Source organism: Amycolatopsis keratiniphila, assembly GCF_000400635.2.
In the GTDB taxonomy this organism is placed as follows: Bacteria; Actinomycetota; Actinomycetes; order Mycobacteriales; family Pseudonocardiaceae; genus Amycolatopsis; species Amycolatopsis keratiniphila.
The window spans coordinates 4,431,145-4,451,313 of record NC_021252.1; the positions used below are offsets into that span (position 1 = coordinate 4,431,145).

At 67.6% G+C, this 20,169-nt stretch carries 22 protein-coding genes; 12 read left to right on the forward strand and 10 right to left on the reverse strand.

Annotation, left to right across the window (positions count from 1 at the left end):
* The first annotated feature begins 85 nt into the window (after positions 1 to 85).
* Positions 86 to 547 (forward strand): nuclear transport factor 2 family protein, encoded by a 462-nt coding sequence (locus AORI_RS61205; protein ID WP_016334386.1) that lies wholly within the window; start codon positions 86 to 88, stop codon positions 545 to 547.
* Here the strand turns inward: AORI_RS61205 and AORI_RS61210 are convergent.
* The gene (locus AORI_RS61210; protein WP_016334387.1) at positions 544 to 1,227 is read right to left on the reverse strand and encodes a class I SAM-dependent methyltransferase; all 684 of its coding nucleotides are present in this window, start codon (positions 1,225 to 1,227) and stop codon (positions 544 to 546) included. The two genes, AORI_RS61205 and AORI_RS61210, sit on opposite strands and share 4 nt — an antisense overlap.
* Positions 1,228 to 1,967: 740 nt before the next feature.
* Between AORI_RS61210 and AORI_RS61215 the strand changes: the two genes are divergently transcribed.
* Both AORI_RS61215 and AORI_RS61220 read left to right on the forward strand, forming a co-directional pair.
* The gene (locus AORI_RS61215; protein ID WP_228688388.1) at positions 1,968 to 2,369 is read left to right on the forward strand and encodes a hypothetical protein; all 402 of its coding nucleotides are present in this window, start codon (positions 1,968 to 1,970) and stop codon (positions 2,367 to 2,369) included.
* A gap of 123 nt (positions 2,370 to 2,492) precedes the next feature.
* Positions 2,493 to 3,947, forward strand: coding sequence for a trypsin-like serine protease (locus tag AORI_RS61220; protein WP_228688389.1), 1,455 nt, complete (start codon positions 2,493 to 2,495; stop codon positions 3,945 to 3,947).
* A gap of 50 nt (positions 3,948 to 3,997) precedes the next feature.
* Here the strand turns inward: AORI_RS61220 and AORI_RS61225 are convergent, their stop codons facing one another.
* Positions 3,998 to 4,429, reverse strand: a complete 432-nt coding sequence (locus AORI_RS61225; protein WP_228688391.1) for a hypothetical protein — start codon at positions 4,427 to 4,429, stop codon at positions 3,998 to 4,000.
* Positions 4,430 to 4,766: 337 nt separating this feature from the next.
* Here AORI_RS61225 and AORI_RS61230 point away from each other — a divergent pair, with 337 nt between their 5' ends.
* Positions 4,767 to 5,018 carry a hypothetical protein gene (locus AORI_RS61230; RefSeq protein ID WP_016334392.1) on the forward strand — a complete coding sequence of 84 codons (252 nt, stop codon included), beginning with the start codon at positions 4,767 to 4,769 and terminating at the stop codon, positions 5,016 to 5,018.
* Here the strand turns inward: AORI_RS61230 and AORI_RS61235 are convergent.
* Positions 4,990 to 6,450, reverse strand: coding sequence for an aldehyde dehydrogenase (locus AORI_RS61235; protein ID WP_016334393.1), 1,461 nt, complete (start codon positions 6,448 to 6,450; stop codon positions 4,990 to 4,992). The genes AORI_RS61230 and AORI_RS61235 overlap by 29 nt on opposite strands.
* A gap of 77 nt (positions 6,451 to 6,527) precedes the next feature.
* Between AORI_RS61235 and AORI_RS61240 the strand changes: the two genes are divergently transcribed.
* From AORI_RS61240 to ligA, 3 genes are all read left to right on the forward strand, one after another.
* The gene (locus AORI_RS61240; protein ID WP_016334394.1) at positions 6,528 to 7,064 is read left to right on the forward strand and encodes a TetR/AcrR family transcriptional regulator; all 537 of its coding nucleotides are present in this window, start codon (positions 6,528 to 6,530) and stop codon (positions 7,062 to 7,064) included.
* A gap of 65 nt (positions 7,065 to 7,129) precedes the next feature.
* Entirely contained in the window at positions 7,130 to 8,227 is a 1,098-nt protein-coding gene (locus tag AORI_RS61245) for a calcium:cation antiporter (protein ID WP_016334395.1), read from the forward strand.
* 54 nt (positions 8,228 to 8,281) lie between these two features.
* A complete protein-coding gene (gene ligA / locus AORI_RS61250) occupies positions 8,282 to 10,273 on the forward strand; it encodes an NAD-dependent DNA ligase LigA (RefSeq protein WP_016334396.1) in 1,992 nt (663 codons plus the stop codon).
* Here ligA and AORI_RS61255 read toward each other — a convergent pair.
* The gene (locus AORI_RS61255) at positions 10,270 to 10,710 is read right to left on the reverse strand and encodes a hypothetical protein (protein WP_016334397.1); all 441 of its coding nucleotides are present in this window, start codon (positions 10,708 to 10,710) and stop codon (positions 10,270 to 10,272) included. The genes ligA and AORI_RS61255 overlap by 4 nt on opposite strands.
* A 281-nt stretch (positions 10,711 to 10,991) precedes the next feature.
* Between AORI_RS61255 and AORI_RS61260 the strand changes: the two genes are divergently transcribed.
* Positions 10,992 to 11,381 (forward strand): hypothetical protein, encoded by a 390-nt coding sequence (locus AORI_RS61260; protein WP_016334398.1) that lies wholly within the window; start codon positions 10,992 to 10,994, stop codon positions 11,379 to 11,381.
* A 4-nt stretch (positions 11,382 to 11,385) separates the two neighbouring features.
* Here AORI_RS61260 and AORI_RS61265 read toward each other — a convergent pair whose 3' ends face one another.
* Genes AORI_RS61265 through AORI_RS61280 form a run of 4 tightly spaced genes read right to left on the reverse strand, consistent with a single transcriptional unit; the run spans position 11,386 to position 16,257 of the window.
* A complete protein-coding gene (locus AORI_RS61265) occupies positions 11,386 to 12,516 on the reverse strand; it encodes a family 2 encapsulin nanocompartment cargo protein terpene cyclase (protein WP_016334399.1) in 1,131 nt (376 codons plus the stop codon).
* A 17-nt stretch (positions 12,517 to 12,533) separates the two neighbouring features.
* Positions 12,534 to 13,397, reverse strand: coding sequence for a geranyl diphosphate 2-C-methyltransferase (locus tag AORI_RS61270; RefSeq protein WP_016334400.1), 864 nt, complete (start codon positions 13,395 to 13,397; stop codon positions 12,534 to 12,536).
* A gap of 53 nt (positions 13,398 to 13,450) precedes the next feature.
* Positions 13,451 to 14,839, reverse strand: a complete 1,389-nt coding sequence (locus tag AORI_RS61275; RefSeq protein WP_016334401.1) for a family 2B encapsulin nanocompartment shell protein — start codon at positions 14,837 to 14,839, stop codon at positions 13,451 to 13,453.
* Positions 14,836 to 16,257 carry a family 2B encapsulin nanocompartment shell protein gene (locus tag AORI_RS61280; RefSeq protein WP_016334402.1) on the reverse strand — a complete coding sequence of 474 codons (1,422 nt, stop codon included), beginning with the start codon at positions 16,255 to 16,257 and terminating at the stop codon, positions 14,836 to 14,838. Before AORI_RS61280 ends, AORI_RS61275 begins: the two co-directional genes overlap by 4 nt.
* Positions 16,258 to 16,711: 454 nt before the next feature.
* Between AORI_RS61280 and cmtR the strand changes: the two genes are divergently transcribed.
* The 4 genes from cmtR to AORI_RS61300 are packed head-to-tail and all read left to right on the forward strand — an operon-like array spanning position 16,712 to position 18,785.
* Entirely contained in the window at positions 16,712 to 17,038 is a 327-nt protein-coding gene (gene cmtR / locus AORI_RS61285) for a Cd(II)/Pb(II)-sensing metalloregulatory transcriptional regulator CmtR (RefSeq protein WP_016334403.1), read from the forward strand.
* Entirely contained in the window at positions 17,035 to 17,688 is a 654-nt protein-coding gene (locus AORI_RS61290; RefSeq protein WP_200870981.1) for a cation efflux transmembrane domain-containing protein, read from the forward strand. The genes cmtR and AORI_RS61290 overlap by 4 nt, the downstream gene beginning before the upstream one ends.
* A gap of 10 nt (positions 17,689 to 17,698) precedes the next feature.
* Positions 17,699 to 18,310, forward strand: coding sequence for a class I SAM-dependent methyltransferase (locus AORI_RS61295; protein WP_016334405.1), 612 nt, complete (start codon positions 17,699 to 17,701; stop codon positions 18,308 to 18,310).
* 43 nt (positions 18,311 to 18,353) lie between these two features.
* Positions 18,354 to 18,785 carry an LppU/SCO3897 family protein gene (locus AORI_RS61300; RefSeq protein WP_043848125.1) on the forward strand — a complete coding sequence of 144 codons (432 nt, stop codon included), beginning with the start codon at positions 18,354 to 18,356 and terminating at the stop codon, positions 18,783 to 18,785.
* Here AORI_RS61300 and AORI_RS61305 read toward each other — a convergent pair.
* Entirely contained in the window at positions 18,731 to 19,579 is an 849-nt protein-coding gene (locus AORI_RS61305) for an MBL fold metallo-hydrolase (RefSeq protein WP_016334406.1), read from the reverse strand. The two genes, AORI_RS61300 and AORI_RS61305, sit on opposite strands and share 55 nt — an antisense overlap.
* On the reverse strand, positions 19,573 to 20,151 hold the full coding sequence (locus tag AORI_RS61310; RefSeq protein WP_016334407.1) for a TetR/AcrR family transcriptional regulator: 579 nt from the start codon (positions 20,149 to 20,151) through the stop codon (positions 19,573 to 19,575). The genes AORI_RS61305 and AORI_RS61310 overlap by 7 nt, the downstream gene beginning before the upstream one ends.
* Between the last annotated feature and the right edge of the window lie 18 nt (positions 20,152 to 20,169).

Consider the following 20,169-nt stretch of genomic DNA (forward strand, 5'->3'; position numbering starts at 1 on the left):
ACTCCCTTGACGTCGAGAACGGTCGTTCCCTACTGTAGGCGCCAGACGTAGAGAACGCACGTTCTCCACCCAAGGAGGTTCGACCATGACGGAAGATCGCCCGCCTTACCCACCGTTCACCCGGGAGACGGCGCTGCGGAAAGTGCAAGCGGCGGAGGACGCCTGGAACACGCGCGATCCCCGGAAGGTGTCATCGGCGTACACGCCAAACTCCGTTTGGCGGAATCGCGACACCTTCGTCCGGGGCCGCGAGGAGATCGTCACGTTCCTGACCGCGAAGTGGGAACGAGAGCTGGATTACGCGCTGCGCAAGAACCTCTGGACGTTCACCGAGAACCGGATCGCCGTCCGCTTCCAGTACGAATGGCACGACCGGGCCGGGCAGTGGTGGCGCAGCTATGGCAACGAGCTCTGGGAGTTCGACGAGCGCGGCCTGATGAGTCGTCGGGAGGCGAGTATCAACGACGTCGCCATTCCCGAGACCGAGCGACGCATCTTCGGCCCGCGCCCGCAGGAGGAACACGGCGACGAATTCCCGCTCCGCTAGTCCACGATCGCGGAGATCTCCCACAGCCCCAGGGACTTGTCGGCGTAGGCACCACCCTCTTCGGTGCACCTCTCGACCAGTACCGCCAGCGGCTCGGGAAACCCGAACGGTTCCCGGCACAGGTTCAGCGGCCGCCAGTCACCGGTCACGATGTCGGTGTTGGTGCCCAAGTCGGTGAAAGTCGTGGTCAGCAGGTACCGGGAACCGCTCCGCCGGAGGTTGTGCAACGCCCGCTCGATGTCGGCGAAACTCAGATGGACCAGACAATCCCGGCAGAGCACGAGATCGGCCCGCGGCAGCGGATCGGAAGTCAGATCGAGCACCCTGAAGTCGCGGACCGGATCGTCCCGGAACCGCTCGGCGTTCAGCTCGATCAGATCGGGCACGATGTCCGCGCCGATGTACCGGTCCAGATCGAGATCCACCTCGCTGAGCCAGCCGTAGTCGCCGCACGGGAGATCCAGCAACGTCCGGACCCCGAAGCGATCGAGGAGTAGCGGCAACTGATCGCTCAGCTCTCGCGTCTGGACGGCCTCGGAGCCGGGACCCGAGGCTGACGAGGAACTCCACAACCGGGAGCGGAAGATGTAGGTGAAACGATCCTGGGTCCCCATGCTTTCCAGCTCGCCGGCGACCCGCCGGAAGTTACGCTGCGCCGTGGTGATCGGTCGTTCGTCCACTTCCGCATCGTAATCGATCTCATGAGTGGCAAAGCCGGTTAGACATTGGACACTCGCCGCGCCACGGGCGGGCGTGGAGGATTTGGGACGTTGAGTGTCCCCGATCCTCCGTTGATCAGGGTCATGCCGAGTGGGGAGGATTCCAGCCACTCAACGTCCCCAACTCTCCCCGCTCGCCGACATCGACTCCACCACGGCAGCAGAACGGCGTCGAAGTGTCCACCCGTTCAGACCAGTCACTCGCTGTTGGTAAGCCGAGCGGGTCGACAATGGGCGACCAAACACCTGAACGAGTGAACCGAACGTGAGCATGGCTGCTCAAACCTCGTCGAGACTGCCCGAAGTTCGACCGTATCCGGCAGTTGCGATCAGCATTTCGCATTCGGCGATAGTGGCACGCACGAAGCGGAATATCTTGGTCTCCACCAGGGAAGTGGACCACAGCTGCGCCTTTCGCGCCGATCCCGGAATGGCAACTTGCCGGGCCTTCGACGGCACTGGTCCATTCGGCCTCACCCGCTACTTTTAGTAGTTTTCGGGGTCACCCAGACCGTTGAGCGACGCGTGCATACCGTTCAGCGCGACACACGCTGTACGACTGAACGGTCACCGTCCGCTTTCGCCAAGATGTCCTCAGCCGCACCGGTCAAGAACCGGTAACGCACGCGTGGCCCCCTGCTGTCACAGGAGGCCACGCGGATGTCCGTACGCAAGCTCGCAAGAACAAGGACAGGACGGTCGTGACCATACAGCCTGATAACACGAAGACACCAGACAACGGACCTCCCCAACGGGTCAAAGTCGTCATCGAACACGTCGAAAAGCCGGCCCGGCGAGTCGCGACGTCCGCGGAGATGATCCGCGCGGCGCGGCCACTGCTCAGGACGCCGGGACGCCATCGCAAGGTACAGAGCCGCGACAGCTGGCTCTGCCTGGCGATGGCGGTCCTCGCCGGCTGGGCGCCGACACTGCGGATGTGCCTTCTGCTGACGATCGGCGGCGCGATCGTCGTCGGCGTCGTCGAGATCAGCACGCCGGAGGTCGGTGTGTCGGCGGGGACCAGCGTCGGTCTCCTGACTCTCTTCTGCGCCTGGATTGTCAAGGCCCGACAGGGTAAACAGCGGCGAGAGCCGAGTCTGTAGCCGAATTCCGCCCCGTGTCCGCCGTATCGCGGGCACGGGGCGCGGCAATGTCGGAAAATCTCCACGCCCGTTCGGTGTCTTCCGGTTGAATGATCGCGAAGTCCCGACATGTGAGGAGATCTCGTGCGGAGAGCTAGAAGACTGGGGGCCCTGGCCGTTTCGGTGCTGGCAGCGGCCACGGCACTGGGCGGCTCGGCGTCGGCCGAAACCGTGCAGTCGTTCCACACCTCGCTCGACCCCGCTTCGGTTCGGGAGTCGGTGCGCTATCTCGTCGAGAACTACCGAGTGAGCGAACAGGAGGCGTTGCGCCGCCTGGAATTGCAGACCGACGGGGGCAAGCTGGACGAGCTGCTGCGCCGCGATCGCGGCGCCGAGTACGGCGGCATGTGGCTCGACCAGGACAAGGGGCAGCTGGTCGTGGCGATGACCAAGCCCGCCGCGGCCGAGCCCTATCTGCGGGCGATGCCCGCCCGTTCCTCCGTTCGCACGCAACAGGTCCAGCATTCGCTGCGGCAGCTGACGGCGGCGAAGGAACGCGTTGCCGCGAAGGTCGGCGCGGGACCGGACGCGGTCTACCTGCCGTCGGTGAGCGAGTCGGAAAACCGTGTCGTGCTTTGGGAACGCGACTGGGTGGCGCGGGAAAAGATCGCCGCGGCCACCGAGACGAACACCGCGCAACGGGCCGCGGCGGAGGAATCCGGCATGGTCGTCTCCCGGGTACTGAAGAATCCGAACGCGCTGGCCACGCCGAACGTGGATCTCGGTTTCTGCCATCCGCTCTACTGCACGAACTACGGTCCGATGCGGGGCGGTCTCCGGTTGGACATGAAGCGGGACGACGGCACCTGGGGCGGCTGCACCAGCGGTTTCAACCTGCGGTCCACCGGAGGCGGTTTCCCTGGCAAGGGCTGGGTGCTCACCGCCGGCCACTGCATGCGGACGAAGACCAACAACACGCCGACCCAGCACAACGGCAATGACGTCCTGCAGCAGCACGGCATCGAGAAGAGCTCGTATCCGTATGACTACGCGGCCCTGCCGTACGTCAACGACGCGGCGTCGACGAAGTGGCTCGAAGGCCAGACCGGCCGCAACCGGGTGCTGAAGTACTGCCGCAACGGAGGCATGGACAGCAACGGCGACACCCCGTGCGGCGCGCAGGCCACCTCGGTCGACGAGTACATCACCGGCGCGCGCAAGCTCGCCGAGATCAAGGCCGGGTATGTCGTCTGCGCGTCCGGAACGGCGTCGAGCAAGGTGAACTACCCCGATTCCGTCGACAGCGGTGCGGGTGCCGGCTACCTCGTCGGGACCCGCTGCGGGCGAGTCCTCTCCACGGACGTCGGCATCAACACCGACCTGTGCGCTCGTCCCGGCGACAGCGGCGGACCGCTGTTCAGCCAGGCCGACCACGCGGCGCTGGGCATCCTGGTCGGCAACCAGCAGTCCCGGTCGGGCCCCTGCCAGGCCGGTGAGCTGAACAACTACGCGCCGATCGAGACGATCACCACCGATCTCAGCGAGCGGATCGCCAGCCAGGGATCCACCTTCGCGGTGATCACGACTCCGAACGGCTGATTTCCCGAAAGGCCCCCTTCATCGCGGACGCGGTGAAGGGGGCCTTCGCGTCACCTGGTCAGCAAGGGACCTTCGTAGCGCAACGCGTCATCCTCGCCGTACACCCGGACCGTCAGCTCCGGCGGCTCCCAGGGCGCGAACACTTCGTCGATCGTCCGGGGCGCCGGCCCCAGGTCCACGTCCACGGCGAAGGTGTGCGCCACGATCTCGGCCTGGACGACGGCGCCGTCCGCGTCGGCCACCTCCAGCCGGGTCACCCCGGGGTCGATCGCGCCCAGCGCGCCCGGCCGCGCGCTCCACACCGCGAACCCTCGCTCTGTGGTGTCACTCCCGTATCCGGTGCTCATGATGTTGAACAGCGTGCTTTCTCCCGCCCGGAAGACGCACTCCGCCTCGACGCCCGAATCCTTGTAGGCCAGCATCCGCCCGTCCCCGGTGCTGGTCCCGATCCTGGCTCCGGTGTGCCACCCCTCATACGACACCTGCTCCGCCGATCCCGAGGACCGGCAAAGCTCGGTGAGGGCCGTCAGTTCCGCGATCCACTGGTCGGTTCGTTCATCACTTGCCGGGGCCACTACGCGTGTGCCCTCCTCTCCGACTGTCCACAATGGTCACCATCGAGGCTGACACACCCCGATGTCGGTAACATCGGGGTTTCCCCGGAGATCGCTCCGCCGACTGCACGGTTCGGTGCAACCGGCGCCGGCGGCTAGGCCGAGCGGAGCAATCTCGCGGGATCCCCGTCATGGGTGATCCGGCCGCCCGTCGGAGTGTCGCCGGGGCAAACCGGCGACACTCCGACGCAGAGGGGTACGGCTGATGACCGCGCAGCGCACGATCACGGACGAGATCGGCGAAATCGGTGTCTGGCTGATGGGCGAGTTCGGCGGCCGGTTGCCCGCGAACGTGATCAGCCGGGTGCTCAACGCGAGCAAGCGCGACCTCGAAGGCCGCATCGACCCCGAAGAGCTGGGCGAGATGTTCCATACCCTCTGCCGTTTCCGGCTTCAGCGGATCCTTGCCGCGGACGAGCGGATCACGGTCAGGATTCCCGGCGCTCGCCTTTTGTGATGGTCTTGAGTTCGACGTACTGGGCAAGGCCCGCCGCACCGTATTCGCGGCCGATGCCGCTGGCCTTGTAGCCGCCGAAGGGCCCGTCGAAGCCGATCGGCGCCCCGTTGACGGTGACCGTCCCGGTGCGCATCCGCCGCGCGACGGCGAGCGCGCGGTCCTCGTCGGCCGACCAGACGCCGCCGGAGAGCCCGTACTCGGAGTCGTTGGCGATGCGGACCGCGTCGTCCTCGTCCGTATAGGGGATGACGACCAGCACCGGCCCGAAGATCTCCTCTTGGGCGATGCGCATCGTGCTGTCGACGTCGGCGAACAACGTCGGCGTGACGTAATTGCCCTTCTCCAGCCCTTCGGGGATCTCGGAGCCGCCGGTGACAAGCCGCGCGCCCTCGGCGATTCCGATGTCGATGTAGTCGCGCACCCGTTGTTGCTGGCCCGGCCGCACCATCGGGCCGATGAAGGTCTTCTCGTCGGCCGGGTCGCCGACCACGAGCGACTCCATCATCTCCTTGAGCCCGTTCACGACCTCCTCGTACCGGCTGCGCGGCGCGAGGATCCTTGTCTGCGCGATGCAGGCTTCGCCGTTGTTGAGCAGCGATCCGAACTTCAGCCCGGCGATCACGTCCTCGAGGACGGCATCGGGCAGGATCACCGCCGCGGACTTCCCGCCCAGCTCCAGGCTGACCCGCTTCAGCCGCTCCCCCGCCAGTGACGCGATCCGGCGACCGGCGGCGGTCGAGCCGGTGAACGCGATCTTGTCGATGCCGGGGTGCTTGACCAGGTACTCGCTGGTCTCCCGGTCCGCGGGCAGGACGCTGATCACCCCGGACGGCAGCCCGGCCTCCGCGAGGAGGTCCGCGAGCAGGCTCATGCTGAGCGAATTCTCCGGCGAGACCTTGAGGACGACGGTGTTCCCCGCGAGCAGCGCCGGGATGATCTTGGCCATCGACGCCGAAAACGGCGAGTTCCACGGGATGATCGCGGCGACCACTCCGAGCGGCTCCCGGCGCACGATCGAACGGAACGGCGCGGACGGGTCCGAGGGCGTGAGCGTCTCCTCCCAGCCGAATTCCTCCGCCGCCTTCAGATACGAGACGGCGAGCCGCCCCACTCCGGGCTGTCCGGCCTTGGTGAACCAGAGCGCGGAGCCGTTCTCGGCCGAGATGAGCTCGGCGATCTCGTCCGCGCGGGCCGCCCTAAGCGCGTTCAGCCGCCGAAGCACCGCGATGCGCTCCTCCGGCGGAGTGTGCGGCCACGGACCTTTGTCGAAGGCGGCCCTTGCCACCGCGACGGCACGGTCGATGTCGGCCGGAAGCGCCTGGACGACACGTCCGAGAACCGACTGGTCATGCGGGGACACGATGTCCAGTCGTGTCGGATCGCTCGGCGCCGTCCACTCGCCTCCGATGAAGAGCCTGTCGTTCGTGATCATCGTTTCGCCTCCACAAATGTCACAGCAAAGTAGCACTTATGACGGTTAACGGCACAGTCGCGTGATACATTCCCGGGGTGAGAGCCGACGCGACGCGCAATCTCGAAGCCGTCCTGACCACCGGCGCGCGCATGCTCGCTCACGATCCCTCGGCCAGCATCAGCGCGATCGCCGCCGAAGCGGGTGTCGACAGGCGCACCGTCTATCGCCGCTTCGCCTCCCGCGAAGAGCTCTTGGCCGCCATCTACGACTCGCGACTGAACGCGGTCGAGCAGGTCGTCCGCGCCGCCCGGTTCAGCGAGACGGCGGTCCCTGTGGCCTTGCACCGCTACGTCGAGGGCATCATCGAGGTCAACCGCGCCTGGCCGGTCGAACTGACCCGGATGCGCGCCGAACCCGCCATCCAGGACCGCCGGAACCGGCTCTCCGCCGAGGTGGACACGTTCCTCCAACGGGCCACAGACGAAGGATTCCTCCGCGCGGACGTCCCGGACGGCTGGGCGGGCAGGCTGCTGATCCAGCTTCTCCACCTCGCATCCCAGGAGGACATGGACGCCCCGCGTGCCGCCGATCTGCTCGTCGAGACCTTCCTGAGCGGGATCGGCGCTCGCTAAGAACTTCGTCACCCCGCGCCCCTCATGGAGCGGCGACGTCACGCAGAGTGTGCGAAGGTGGCGGCATGGCCGCTTCCCCAAGGCGATTCCCGCTGTCCTGGACCACCGTCATGCCGGTCGTCGCCATCGTCGTGCTGGCGCTGAGCTGGGGCCGTGACCTGGGCGCGGTGCCGGTGATCATCGTCGCGCTCGCGCTCGGCGGGACGGTGCTGGCCGCGGTGCACCACGCCGAAGTGGTGGCGCACCGCGTCGGGGAACCGTTCGGCTCGCTGGTGCTGGCGATCGCCGTCACCGTCATCGAAGTCGCGCTGATCGTGACGATGATGTCCTCCGGCGGCCCCGAGGCCGGGACGCTGGCCCGTGACACGGTGTTCGCCGCGGTGATGATCACCATGAACGGCATCGCCGGCATTTCGCTCATGGTCGGCGCCCGTCGTTACGGCGAGACGCACTTCAACCCCGAGGGCAGCGGCGGCGCGCTCGCCACCGTGGCGACGCTCGCCACAGTCAGCCTCGTGTTGCCGACCTTCACCGCCAGCACCCCGGGCCCGGCCTTCAACGGCACGCAGCTCACCTTCGCCGCCGTCGCCTCGTTGCTGCTCTACGGCCTTTTCGTGCTGACGCAGACCGTGCGCCACCGGGACTTCTTCCTGCCGGTCGACAGCGAGGGCTCGGTCAAGGAAGAGGAACACGCCGAGCCGCCGACCAACAAGGCCGCGCTCACCAGCCTTGGGCTGCTGCTCGTGGCGCTGGTCGCCGTCGTCGGCCTGGCGAAGGTCGAATCCCCCGCCATCGAAGCGGGGGTCAGCGCGGCGGGCTTCCCGCAGTCGTTCGTCGGCGTCGTGATCGCCATGCTGGTGCTGCTGCCGGAAACGCTGGCCGCGACCAGGGCCGCGCGGCGCGATCGGATGCAGACCAGTATCAACCTCGCCTACGGTTCGGCGATCGCCAGCATCGGGCTCACCATCCCGACCATCGCGCTGGCGTCGATCTGGTTGGACGGGCCTCTACTGCTGGGCCTCGGCGCGACCCACATCGTGCTGCTGGCGCTGACGATCGCGGTCAGCGTGCTCACCGTCGTGCCCGGCCGCGCGACCCGGCTGCAGGGCGGGGTGCATCTGGTCCTGCTGGCCTCGTTCCTGGTGCTCGCCATCAACCCGTGACACGAGTCCTCTTCGGACCGTGTTCTGTCGGGGGTCCCGGGTAATCTCAGCCCCGTGAACGCTCGGGACCGCATCCAAGAACTCGCCGATCAGATCGTCGTCCTTCGCGACGCCTACTACCGGGGCTCGCCGAAGGTGGCCGACGCCGACTACGACGCGATCGAAGACGAATTGCGCGGGCTCATCGAGGCGAATCCCGAGCTGACCCCGGAGCCGAACCCGCTCGACCAGGTGGGCGCGCCCGCCGTCCTGCACGCGCCCATCCGGCACTCGCGTCCGATGTTGTCGTTGGAGAAGGCGACCAAGCCCGAGCAGGTTGAGGCGTTCTTCGCCCGGTTTCCCGGGCAGCCGGTGGTCGTCATGCCGAAGCTCGACGGTCTGTCGCTCGCCCTCGTCTACGAAAACGGGCGGCTCGCCAGGGCGGTCACCCGCGGCGACGGGACCACGGGCGACGACGTGACGATGCTGGTCCGCGCGCTGACCGACGGCGTCCCGGACAAGGTCGACGCGCCCGGCCGGGTCGAGGTCCGCGGCGAGGCCGTCATGCTGCGGTCCACTTTCGCCGCCTACAACAAGGTCCACCCGGACAAGCCGCTGATCAACCCGCGCAACGCCGCCGCCGGCACCCTGCGCGCGAAGGATCCGGCCACCGTCGCCGAGCGGCGTCTCCAGTTCTTCGCGTTCGACCTCTCCACGGAGCCCGACAGCGCGGAGACCGATCTCGACGGTGCGCTGCGGACGCTCGGTTTCGCCGCCGCCGACATGCGGCACTGCGAAGACGCCGCGTCGGCGCAGGCCGTCATCACGACCATCGAGCAGCAGCGCAACGACCTCGACTACGACCTCGACGGCGCGGTGCTGCGCCTGGCGGATCGCGACGCGTACGCCGCCGCGGGAACCAGGTCCAGCTCACCGCGCGGGGCGCTGGCCTTCAAATTCGCCGCCGAAGAGAAGACCACCGTGCTCGCCGACGTCGTCTGGGATGTCGGCAAGACCGGCAAGATCGCGCCCGTCGCGTGGCTGGAGCCGGTGTTCGTCGGCGGGACCACGGTCACGCGGGCGACGTTGGCCAACCAGGAGGTCATCAAGGCCCGCGGCATCAAAATCGGCGACACCGTCCTCGTACGCCGCGCCGGTGACGTGATCCCGTTCGTGGCGGGCGTCCTCGACGCCGCCAAGCGCACCGGCGAGGAGCGGGAGATCGTGCCGCCGTCGGTGTGCCCGTCGTGCGAAGAGCCGTTGACCGAACAGGGCAACAGCCGGGAATTGTTCTGCACCAACGTCGCCTGCCCCGCCCAGACCGTCCGGCGGTTGATCCATTGGGCGTCGCGCGCGGCCGCGGACATCGACGCGATCGGCGGCGTCTGGATCGAGCGGCTCGCCGAGGCCGGGATTCTCGAACACCCGTCGGATTTCTACCGTCTCACCAAGGAAAAGCTGCTGGAGTTCGATCGCATCGGCGACATCTCCGCCACCCGCATGATCGAGTCGATCGACGCGAGCCGGGCCGTCGGCCTGCGCCGGGCGCTGATCGGCCTCGCGATCCCGATGGCCTCGGAAGGCACCGCCGCGCGGCTGTGCCGGGCCGGGTTCGGTTCCCTGGAAGCCGTCGCCGATGCGGGTGAAGAGGGGCTTGTCGCCGTGGAGGACATCGGCCCGAAGGTCGCCGCCTCCCTGATCGAGCACCTCACGCGGCTCCGCCCCGAGCTCGAGCGGCTGCGCGAGGTCGGCGTCTCGCTGGACGTACGTGAAGAAGACCTCCCGCCGGTCGTCGCGGCCGGCGCTCCGCTGGAAGGCAAGACGGTCGTGGTCACCGGATCGATCAGCGATCCGCGTTCCGGCGAGAAGGTGCCGCGCCCGACTTTCCAGCGGCTGTGCGAAAAGGCGGGCGCGACCATCGCGTCGTCCGTCTCGGCGAACACGGACCTGCTCATCACCGGCGCGGACGTCGGCGCGAGCAAGCTCACCAAGGCCGAAAAACTCGAAGTCGAGGTCGTCGACCAGGGCGTGATCTGGGGTCAGCTGATCGAAGCCGGCGTCGTCTAGCTGACGGGCGGGTCCAAGGCCTGAAGCTCGGCGTGCGCGGCTTCGCGAAACCGAGCCCAGTGCTCGTGCAGGTAGTCCCAGACAAGCTGCCCATCGGGTGTCCCCTCCCAGTAGGCACGGTTGAGCCGGTCGGCCAGTTCACCGAGCGGACCGGCGAGACCGGTCGGCGCAATCAACGCCAGCCGGTTGTGCAGGAACCACATGCGATGTGAGAGCTCTGTCGACCGCTCTTCACCGTCTGCGGTCGCGCGCTCCATCTCCTGGTAGACCTCGAGATATCCCTCCACCGCGAGACGCAATTCCGTTCGGCGGTCCGCCGCACGCACCAGGCGTTCCCGGCGCTCGGCGGACCGCCCCGCCACGTGCTGGCTCACGATCGTGCCCGCGGCGCCGATCGCCGTTCCCAGCAAGGTCCCCACCACCAGAAGCCAGTTCATGACTGCTAGTCGTGGGCGGGTCCTGGCTCGTTAACGCGGTTTCGGTTGTAAGACCTACCGTTCCGCCAGCGATATCCGGGGGAGCGTCGGCCGCATCGGACAGGAGACGAACGTTGGGCGATCAGGGACAAGCCACGGGGATCGAAGACGAGCGCTACGAACCTCTTGTTCGCGAACTCGTCTTGATCCAACAGCAGACCCACCAGATAGCCAGGACCCAGTTCGTGCAGTAACGGATCTGGTGGACCATCAATCTGCTCGTCGGCCTGCCCGCCGCTGGGGTGGCCGCCGCAGCAGGCGGGCTCGCGCTGTCGGGCGCGAGCCGCGCCGGCCTGGTCGGTGTGCTCGCGTTGGTCTCCGCGACACTGGGATCGTTCCAAACGGTGCTCGGCTCGCAACGACGCCAGTCGAACGCCGAGCGCTGCGGGAATTCCTACCTGGAAGTCCGCAACGCGGCTAGGCGGCTCGCGCGGATCGATCTGGAGACGATGGAGTATTCCGACGCACGGCGCACCCTCGAAGAACTGACCAGGCGACAGGAGGAGGTCAATCGTTCGGCGGACCCGCCATCGTTTCTCGCCATGCGCGTCGGCAGGAAGCTTGCCTACGGAAGCGACCTCCATCCAGATCTCCAGCCCAAAGACGCGTTCGCGATCCCGGCCCAGCCGTGAGCCGTCAATCCGCGGGCTTCGTCCGATAGCGTGGGCTGGTCGAGTGCCATTCGAAACCGCCACCCATCCAGCCCCGCAACCCGCGTAGAAACCGTTGCAGCTCAACGGAGGGAACGCCGCTCAATTTCTCGTGGGCGGCCTGGAAGTCCCGGACGACGTCGTTGTGCAGTTCGACGGTGATCGCCGTGGCCTCTTCGATCGTGCATTTCCGGTCGTCGGCGATCAACAGTACCGCGTTGCAGGGCGGCGACTCGTCCTCCAGATCCTTGGTGACCGAATGCACGTCGTTGACGAGCACGGCCGCCGTACCCGCTTGGATCGCCGCCTCGCGGACCCGAGGGTCGTAGTAGAGGTTCGCGGTCAGTTCGTAGCCGCCGAGGACGTCGATCAACGTCATCGAGGTGTAGAAGCTGTCGTGCTGCCGGGCGGCCAGATACTCCCACGCGGGCGGGTATTTCCCGCTGTGCCGCCACGCCGCGTACGCCGTCCAGCTCACGAACATCGCGAAGGTCGAGTAGCAGACACGCTGGACCTGCGCGGCCGTCCCGGATCGCCGCAGGAAGTCCGTCGCCGAGCCCAGCGCCACCAGGACCCGGTCGTTCCGCAGCGTTTCGTCGAGGTCTCGGCTGAATTCGCCCAGCGACGGCACCGGGTCCATGGCGGCCATCGCCAGCGCGAGCTTCGGCGGCAGCTCGGCCGGCACCGCACCGAGCGACGTGTCGTCGGCGTAGAGGTCATCGGCCGCCCACCAGGCGGCGTTGAGCTTCGCCGAGATCAACAGCCGCTCGGGATCCTCGCAGTCCGGATGAGCGAGCATGACGAGCCTGCCGAAGCCCGCCTTCCCGATCTGCTCGCACTCCTCCTCGTCGAACCCGCACTCCCCCGCCCACAGCGTCAGCCGCCGGTCGACCTCCACGGCGAGCGGGTCGTTGATCCGTTCGGTGACGGGGCAGTACAGGGGCGGGGCCGACCCATCACCCCATGGCCGGTACGCGTAGGCCGGGTCGAGACCGGGTTCCTCAGGTGACGGAGCCTCCTGAGGAACCGCGGTCAGCCGGGACGCCAGCCGGGCGGCCGACGTGCCCAGCCCCCTCGGACCGGCCAGTAGCGTGGCGAGCGCACCCTGTTCGGTCATCGCTTCGCTCTCCAGATTCAGACGCGGTCCGCGGCGATGAGCAGATAGTGGAAGCTGCCTTCGCGGTAGGCGTCCAGGAACGGCCCTTCGATCCCGGTCGCCACCGAAGACTTCGCCCGCAGCTCCCAGTACGGGATCGTGTCCGGCGTCAGATCCACCACCGAGATCGGCACCAGGGAGTTGGCCGTCATGGCCTTGAAGTACTCGCTGCGCGGATGGATGTTGCACGTGTAGTGCTGGTCGATCTGCGCGACGGCCTTCGACCGGCCGCCGGTCACGTCGTTGTAGCACCCGGTGATGGTGACGTAGCGGCCGCCGAACTCCAGCTGCCGCGCGTGCTCGGCGAACAGCTCGTGGAGGTCCACGTACATGGTGCTTTCGTTGTTCCAGATCGCCTTGCGCGAGCCGGTTTCGAAGCCGGTGTCGAGCATGTTGCGGAAGTGGTAGCGCACCCGGTCGGCGACGCCGCGGATATCCGCCTGGTGATTGGCGAACTCGACCTGCTTCTCCGAGATCGAGATCCCGTCGACGTGGCAGCCGAACCTCGCGTTGGCCATGATGCTGGTCCCGCCGCGCCCGCAGCCGGCGTCGAGGAGCCGGTCGTCCGGTTTGACGTCGCCGAGGTGATCGAGCAGGACGTCGGCCTGCGCCGTCTCCAGGCGATGCATTTCGGCGATGATCCGCTCGTCGCGGGTGTCTTCGGGGCCTTCCAGCACCGACCAGTCGACCTCGCCGACCCCGTAGTGGTGGTGGTAGAGCCCGTCCACATCGCCCAGCCGCAGGTTGACCGGGTCCTTCTCCTTGTTCCAGTACGACGCCACCGACTTCTGGTACTCGGTGCGCAGAACCTTTGCGGGAGCGGGAGTGCGGGCGATGGTCACGTGGGTGGTCCTTTCTGGAACGTTGTTGTTCGTTGTCGTCGCGGGGCGAGGGGTCACCGCGCGACCTCGACGTTCTCCAGGACGCCGAGCGCGTCGGGCACGAGCACGGCGGCGGAGTAGTAGGTGCTGACCAGGTAGCTGGCGACCGCCTGATCGGAGATGCCGTCGAAGCGCACGTTCAGGCCCGGCTCGTACTCGTCGGGCAGGCCGGTCTGGTGCAGCCCGATCACGCCGTTGTCCTCGACGCCGGTCCGCATGGCGAGGATCGAGGACGTGCCCCTGTCGGTGATCGGGATCTTGTCGCAGGGCAGCAGCGGCACCCCGCGCCACGCGGCGACCACCTTGCCGTCGACGGTGGTGCCTTCCGGATACAGGGCGCGGCGCGTGCATTCCCTGCCGAACGCGGCGATCGCGCGCGGGTGGGCGAGGAAGAACTTCGTCTTGCGGCGGCGGCTGACGAGTTCGTCCATGTCGTCGGGAGTCGGCGGACCGGACCGGGTCTGGAACCGCGACTTGAGGTCGGCGTTGTGCAGCAGGCCGAACTCGCGGTTGTTGATCAGGTCGTACTCCTGCCGCTCACGCAGCGCCGAAATGGTCAGCCGGAGTTGCTCCTCGAACTGGTCCATCGGGCCGTTGTAGAGATCGGTCACCCGCGTGTGCACCCGGAGCGCCGTCTGCGCGACGGCCAGATCGTACTCGCGCGGCGAGATCTCGTAGTCGACGAACGTGCCCGGCAGCAATGGCTCACCGTCGTGTCCGGACGACATCCCGATCTCGGCCTCGCCCTTGGCGTTCTGCGGCTTTCCCTTGTGCGACAGCATGTCCTGCACATGGCGGCGCATCGCCTCCGACCGGCCGTTGAGGTCGGCGAAGTCTTCGGCGCGCAGGGTCAGCACGATCACCGGGGTGACGGCCTTGGCGGTGAACGGCCAGTTCCGGTCGATGCCGGCGAGCATCTCGTCGCCGAAATGGTCGCCATCGGCCATGCTGCCGACGGAAGCTTCCGCGCCGTACTCACCCGGCACCACCTTGGCGATCTTGCCGTGCGCGACCAGCACGACCTCCTCGAGCGGAGCGCCGTGGCTGACGATCGTCTCGCCGGGCTGGTACTCGTGCTGCACGAACCGGTCGGCGAGCGCGGTGAGCGTGTCCTCGTCGTCGAAACCACGCAGCAGAGCCAATTCCGAGAGTTCCTGCGGGACGACCCGGACCTCCGTGCCGACGTTGGTGAAGCTCACCCGTCCGTCGCCGATCGCGTAGGTCAGCCGGCGGTTGACCCGGAAGGTGCCACCGGTCGCCTCGACCCAGGGCAGCATCTTCAGCAGCCAGCGCGGCGTGATGCTCTGCATCTGCGGCCGCGTCTTGGTGGTCGTCGCCAGGTTCCGCGCGGCGGCGGGGCCGAGACTGAGCCGCCGGTCGGCCTCCGGCGTCGCGGCGGTCATCCTTCGCGGCCGAGTTCGGCGGCTTCGAGGACGGCCAGCGCGTCCGGTACGAGCACGGCGGCGGAGTAGTAGGTGCTGACCAGGTAGGAGATGATCGCCTGCTCCGAGATGCCCATGAACCGGACGTTCAGCCCGGGCTCGTATTCGTCCGGCAGGCCGATCTGGCGCAGACCGACGACGCCCTGGTTCTTCTCCCCGGTGCGGATCAGCAGCACGGAACTGGTGCTGGTCTGGCTCACCGGGATCTTGTTGCACGGCAGGATCGGGACGCCGCGCCACGACGGCACCTTGTGCCCGCCGAGATCGGTGCCGGTCGGGTAGATGCCGCGTTTGCTGCATTCGCGGCTGAACGCGGCGATCGTGCGCGGGTGCGCCAGGAAGAAGCCCGGTTCCTTCCACACCAAGGCCAGCAGGTCGTCGAAGTCATCCGGCGTGGGCGGGCCGGTGCGCGTCGCGATGCGTTGGGTGAAGTCGGCGTTGTGGAGCAGGCCGAAGTCGGTGTTGTTGATCATCTCGTGCTCTTGCCGCTCACGCAGCGCCTCGATGGTGAGCCGCAACTGCTGCTCGGTCTGGTCCATCGGCTGGTTGTAGAGATCGGACACCCGGCTGTGGACCCGGAGCACGGTCTGGGCGACGCTCAGTTCGTATTCGCGCGGTGAGGTCTCGTAGTCGACGAACGTACCCGGCAGCAGCGGCTCGCCGTCGTGCCCGGAGGAAATGTCGATCTCGGCCTCACCGAAGTCGTTGGCGCGCCCGGAATCCTGTGTGGCCTGTGCGATCTGCGCCTGCAGCGATTCGGACTGTTCGAGTACCTGCTCGAAGTCCTGGCGGGTCAGGGTGAGCACGGTGCATGCGGTCGCCGCCTTGGCGGTGAACTCCCAGATGCCGTCACCGTCCACGAGGGTTTGCGCGCCGAAGTAGTCGCCGTCCTTGACCACGCCCAGCGCGGTCTCGTCACCGTAGGGGCCAGGGCCGGTCTTGGTGATCTTGCCGTGTGCGATGAGGTAGACCCGGTCGGCCCGGTGCCCGAATTCGACGAGCACATCGCCTGCCGCCACTTCCTGCTGTTCGAATCGGCGGGCGAGTTCGTCGAGCACTTCCTCGTCGTCGTAACCCTTGAGCGGCTTCAGTTCTCCCAGTTCCGCCGGGATCACGCTGACCTCGGCGCCGGCCTTCGAGAAGGTCACCCGTCCGTCGCCGACCGCGTAATTGAGCCGCCGGTTGACCCGGTAGGCACCGCCGTTCACCTGAACCCATTCGAGGGATTTCAGCAGCCACCGGGACGAAATTCCCTGCATCTGCGGAACGGATTTGGTCGTCGTCGCCAGGTTGCGCGCGGCGGCGCGCCCCAAACTCAGCTGCGGGTTTTCCGACCCCTGGACACCTTCGGCGGAAGTGCCCGATTCGGTCACGGTCACAGCAAGGTCCACCCTTCGATAGTCGTGTGAACAAACAAGATCCACAAATCGCGGCGTGCCGGTCATGCCCCGAAGTGCGGCCCCGCAGGATCAACATAGCAAGGGGTTTTTCCCACACAAGCGCACTTTCAGGTAATGCGACAAGGCCACCCGAATGCCGATTTTCCCATTGCGCAGGAAAGCTTTTGTTCATGTCACTCGGCGCTTTATGGCGGACACGCAATCGGGCCAGTAATTGTTCTGAGGTGTCACGCGAGGCCGCGCCGAAACTCCCCCGCGTGCCCGCGACACGGCCGTTGGAGTGGCCACCCGGGACTCTTTCGGGTCGCCTCCGCGTCCTCGTTCGACAGTGGCTTGACAGACAGCGACGAAACAGAGGGTCGCGTCCGGACACTCTGTCGGGTCATGGTTCAGCCATTGCTGACATATCAGCGATGGCTGTACTGTCCCGCGCGTGCTGACATGTGAGACCCAGGGTGCCGCGCTCGCCCGGCTCGGTCGTGCCCTCGCCGACCCGAATCGGTGCCGGATCCTGGTCGCCGTCCTCGACGGGGTGAGCTATCCGGGCAGGCTGGCCGATCAACTCGGCCTGAGCCGCTCGAACGTGTCGAACCACCTCGCCTGCCTGCGTGGCTGCGGGTTGGTCGTGGCGACCTACGAAGGCAGGCAGGTCCGCTACTCCTTGGCGGACGCGCATCTGGCCCGCGCGTTGCGGGAGCTCGTCCAGGTCGTGCTGGCCGTCGACACCGCCGAGCCCTGTGTGGACGAGGCGCTCCGATGAGTGCGGAGAGCGGCTCCTGCACGGACGGTTGCTGCGCCAAGGATTCCACAGTGGCCCCGGATCGGCGCGCGGTGCTGTCCCGGCGCGTCCGGCTCCTGGTCGCCGCGACGATCACCTACAACGTCGTCGAGGCGGTCGTCGCCATCTCCGCGGGCACCATCGCGTCCTCGACCGCCCTGATCGGCTTCGGCCTCGACTCGGTCATCGAAGTCGCCTCGGCCGCGGCCGTCGCCTGGCAGTTCTCCGGCAAGGACCCCGAAGCCCGTGAACGCACCGCGCTCAAGGTCATCGCGGTGTCCTTCTTCGCGTTGGCCGCCTATGTCACCGTCGAGTCGGTACGCGCCCTGTTCGGAGCCGACCCCGCCGAGCACTCCCCCGTCGGCATCGTGCTGGCGGCGGTCTCCCTGCTCGTGATGCCTTTCCTGTCCTACGCTCAGCGCCGGGCCGGGCGCGAACTCGGCTCCGCGAGCGCCGTCGCCGACTCGAAGCAGACCTTGCTCTGCACCTACCTTTCCGGTGTGCTGCTCGTCGGGTTGCTGCTCAACAGCCTCTTCGGCTGGTACTGGGCCGATCCCGTGGTCGCGCTCGTCATCGCCGCCGTCGCGATCAAGGAAGGCCGCGAGGCCTGGCGCGGCGAGCACTGCTGCTGAAAGGAGCGCCATGACCCCGCCCGCACGGTGGAACCGGTATTGGGACGGCAAATCCCGGAACTACGACCGGGAAATGCAGTTCATGGACCGGAAGCTCTTCGGCGATTCGCGGGCGTGGGCCTGCGGACAGGCCACCGGTGAAGTCCTCGAAGTCGCCGTCGGGACCGGCCTGAACCTGCCGCTTTATCCCAGCGAGGTCACGCTCACCGGCATCGACCTGAGCGACGGCATGCTCGCCATCGCCCGCGACCGCGCCGAACGCCTCGGCCATCCGGTGACGCTACGACGCGCCGACGCGCACGAACTGCCCTTCGACGCCGATTCGTTCGACACCGTCGTCTGCACCCTTGGGCTCTGCGCGATCCCCGACGACGGCAAGGCGTTGCGGGAGATGGCCCGGGTCCTCCGGCCGGGCGGCAGGCTCATCCTGCTCGACCACATCGTGAGTTCGTCCCGCGCGGTCCGCGGTCTGCAATGGATCGCCGAGAAGATCACCGTGCCGATGGCAGGCGAGCACTTCCTCCGGCGGCCCTTCGACAGGATCGGCGACCTCGGCCTGGCCGTCGAACAGCGGGAGCGGTTCAAACTCGGGCTGGTGGAACGGCTCGTCGCCCGCAAATGAGCCGTGTCATCGAAATTTCATCGACACGGACGATCCTGATGACGTGACCTACCCCCAGCAGCAGCCGCCCATCTGGCAGCAGTACCCCGTCGCCCCGCCGAAGAAGACGCTCAACACCCCACTGATCGCCGGGATCGCCGCCGCGGCGCTCGTCGTGACCGGCGGGGCCATCGCGGTGACCGTGGCGCTCACCACCGGAGGCAGCGCTCCCGAGGTCGACCCCGACCCGTTTTCCGCGCAGGCAGGCGATTGCCTCTCGGCCGACGAAGACGCCGGCTCGAATGGCGCGTTCAGCTCCAGCGCCGTGCGGGTGCACTGTTCGGACAGCTCCGCCAACTACACGGTGATGGCGCAGCTTTCGAGCGGGTCCGGTTCGGATTGCAACGCCGTGCCCGGCTACGAGTACGGCAACCCCGTCGTCTACGACTTCACGTCGGGGCAGTCGCGGGAACTCTGCGTCATGCCCAAGGGCTGAGCGAGGCGCTGTACCTGCCCGGCGTGCAGATCGCTCACCCACTCCCATCCGGGTTCGGCCGACGAGCCGATCCTCGGGTCTTCGGGAGTCCGGCCGTCGCGCACGGCGTGGACATACGCCCGGTCGCGGTCGATCCGTGCGCGCGCCTCGCCGGCGTCGCCGACCGCCCCGTGGCCGGGCACGACGACCTCGATGTCGTCCGCGACCTCGTCGAGCAGCCGGAGCCCGGCCAGGTAGTCCGCGAGCGGGTCGGCGGTGTCGTCGAACATCGGGACCAGGACGTCGGAAAGCATGTCGCCCGCGACGAGGACCCCGCTTTCCTCGATCACCAGCGCCGCATGGCCGGGGGCGTGGGCCGGATGCTCGATGAGCCGCAGTTCCGGGCCGCGCCAAGGAATCCGCGTGCTTCCGGCCGGTAGAGCGGTGATGAGGCCGAACAGATCCACCGGCACTTCGCCGGCGATCTCCGGCGGCAGCCCCTCGGCGAAGTCGGCCTTCCAGCTCGCTTTCGACCGCAGATCGCGCAGATAGGCCGCGCAGCGTTCCGTGCCGTAGCGCGGCACGTCACCGAACGCGGGATGCCAGAGCGCGTGATCCCAATCGGGATGTGTCGCGAAACCCGCCACCACGGTCCGGCCGGACTCGGCCAAGTCGTTCGCGAGGCAGGCCATCTCGTCTTCGGTGATCCCGGGATCCACGAGCAGCACGCCTTCCTCGCCCTCGACGACGACCGTGTTGTTGCGGAGCAACGCGCTCTGGTGGACCAGTACACCTGCCGCGACCTGGGTCAGCATGCTCCGGTCACCTCCCAGGCCGCTTCGATCATCCGGAAGATCTCGTCCACCGCTGCCTCCGGATCGGCCGCCTCCCGGCCGATCGAGTAGGCGTCGATCACGAACCTCGCGATGGTCCGGCAGGCGATCGCGGACCGCGCCGACTCCGGATCGGCCGCGATGGCCGCCGCCAGGGACTCCGCGTGGCGCAGCCTCATCGAGTCCTCGTACTCCCGCAGAGCGGGCGATCCGTCGATCATGCGCCAGATCGGGGCGGCGCCGTCCGCGGTGCAATGCCGCACCATCGCGTGGACCTCGCGGCACAGCGCGGGGATGAGCGGCTCTCCTGGCGCCCTTTTGGTGACCGCCCGCGTGAGGCCCTGCTCGAAGTTCGCGTCCTGCTCGAACACCAAAGCCTCTTTCGAGGCGAAGTGGGAGAAGAGCGTCGTGACGGCGACGTCGGCCTCCGCGGCCACCTCGCGGATGCCCACCGCGTCGTACCCGCGCTCCAGGAAAAGCCGCAGGGCGGTCTCGGCGATCTTCTGACGGGTCGCGGCCTTCTTCCGCTCGCGACGTCCGGTCGGCGCTGTCATGCGGTGAAGCTACCAGAT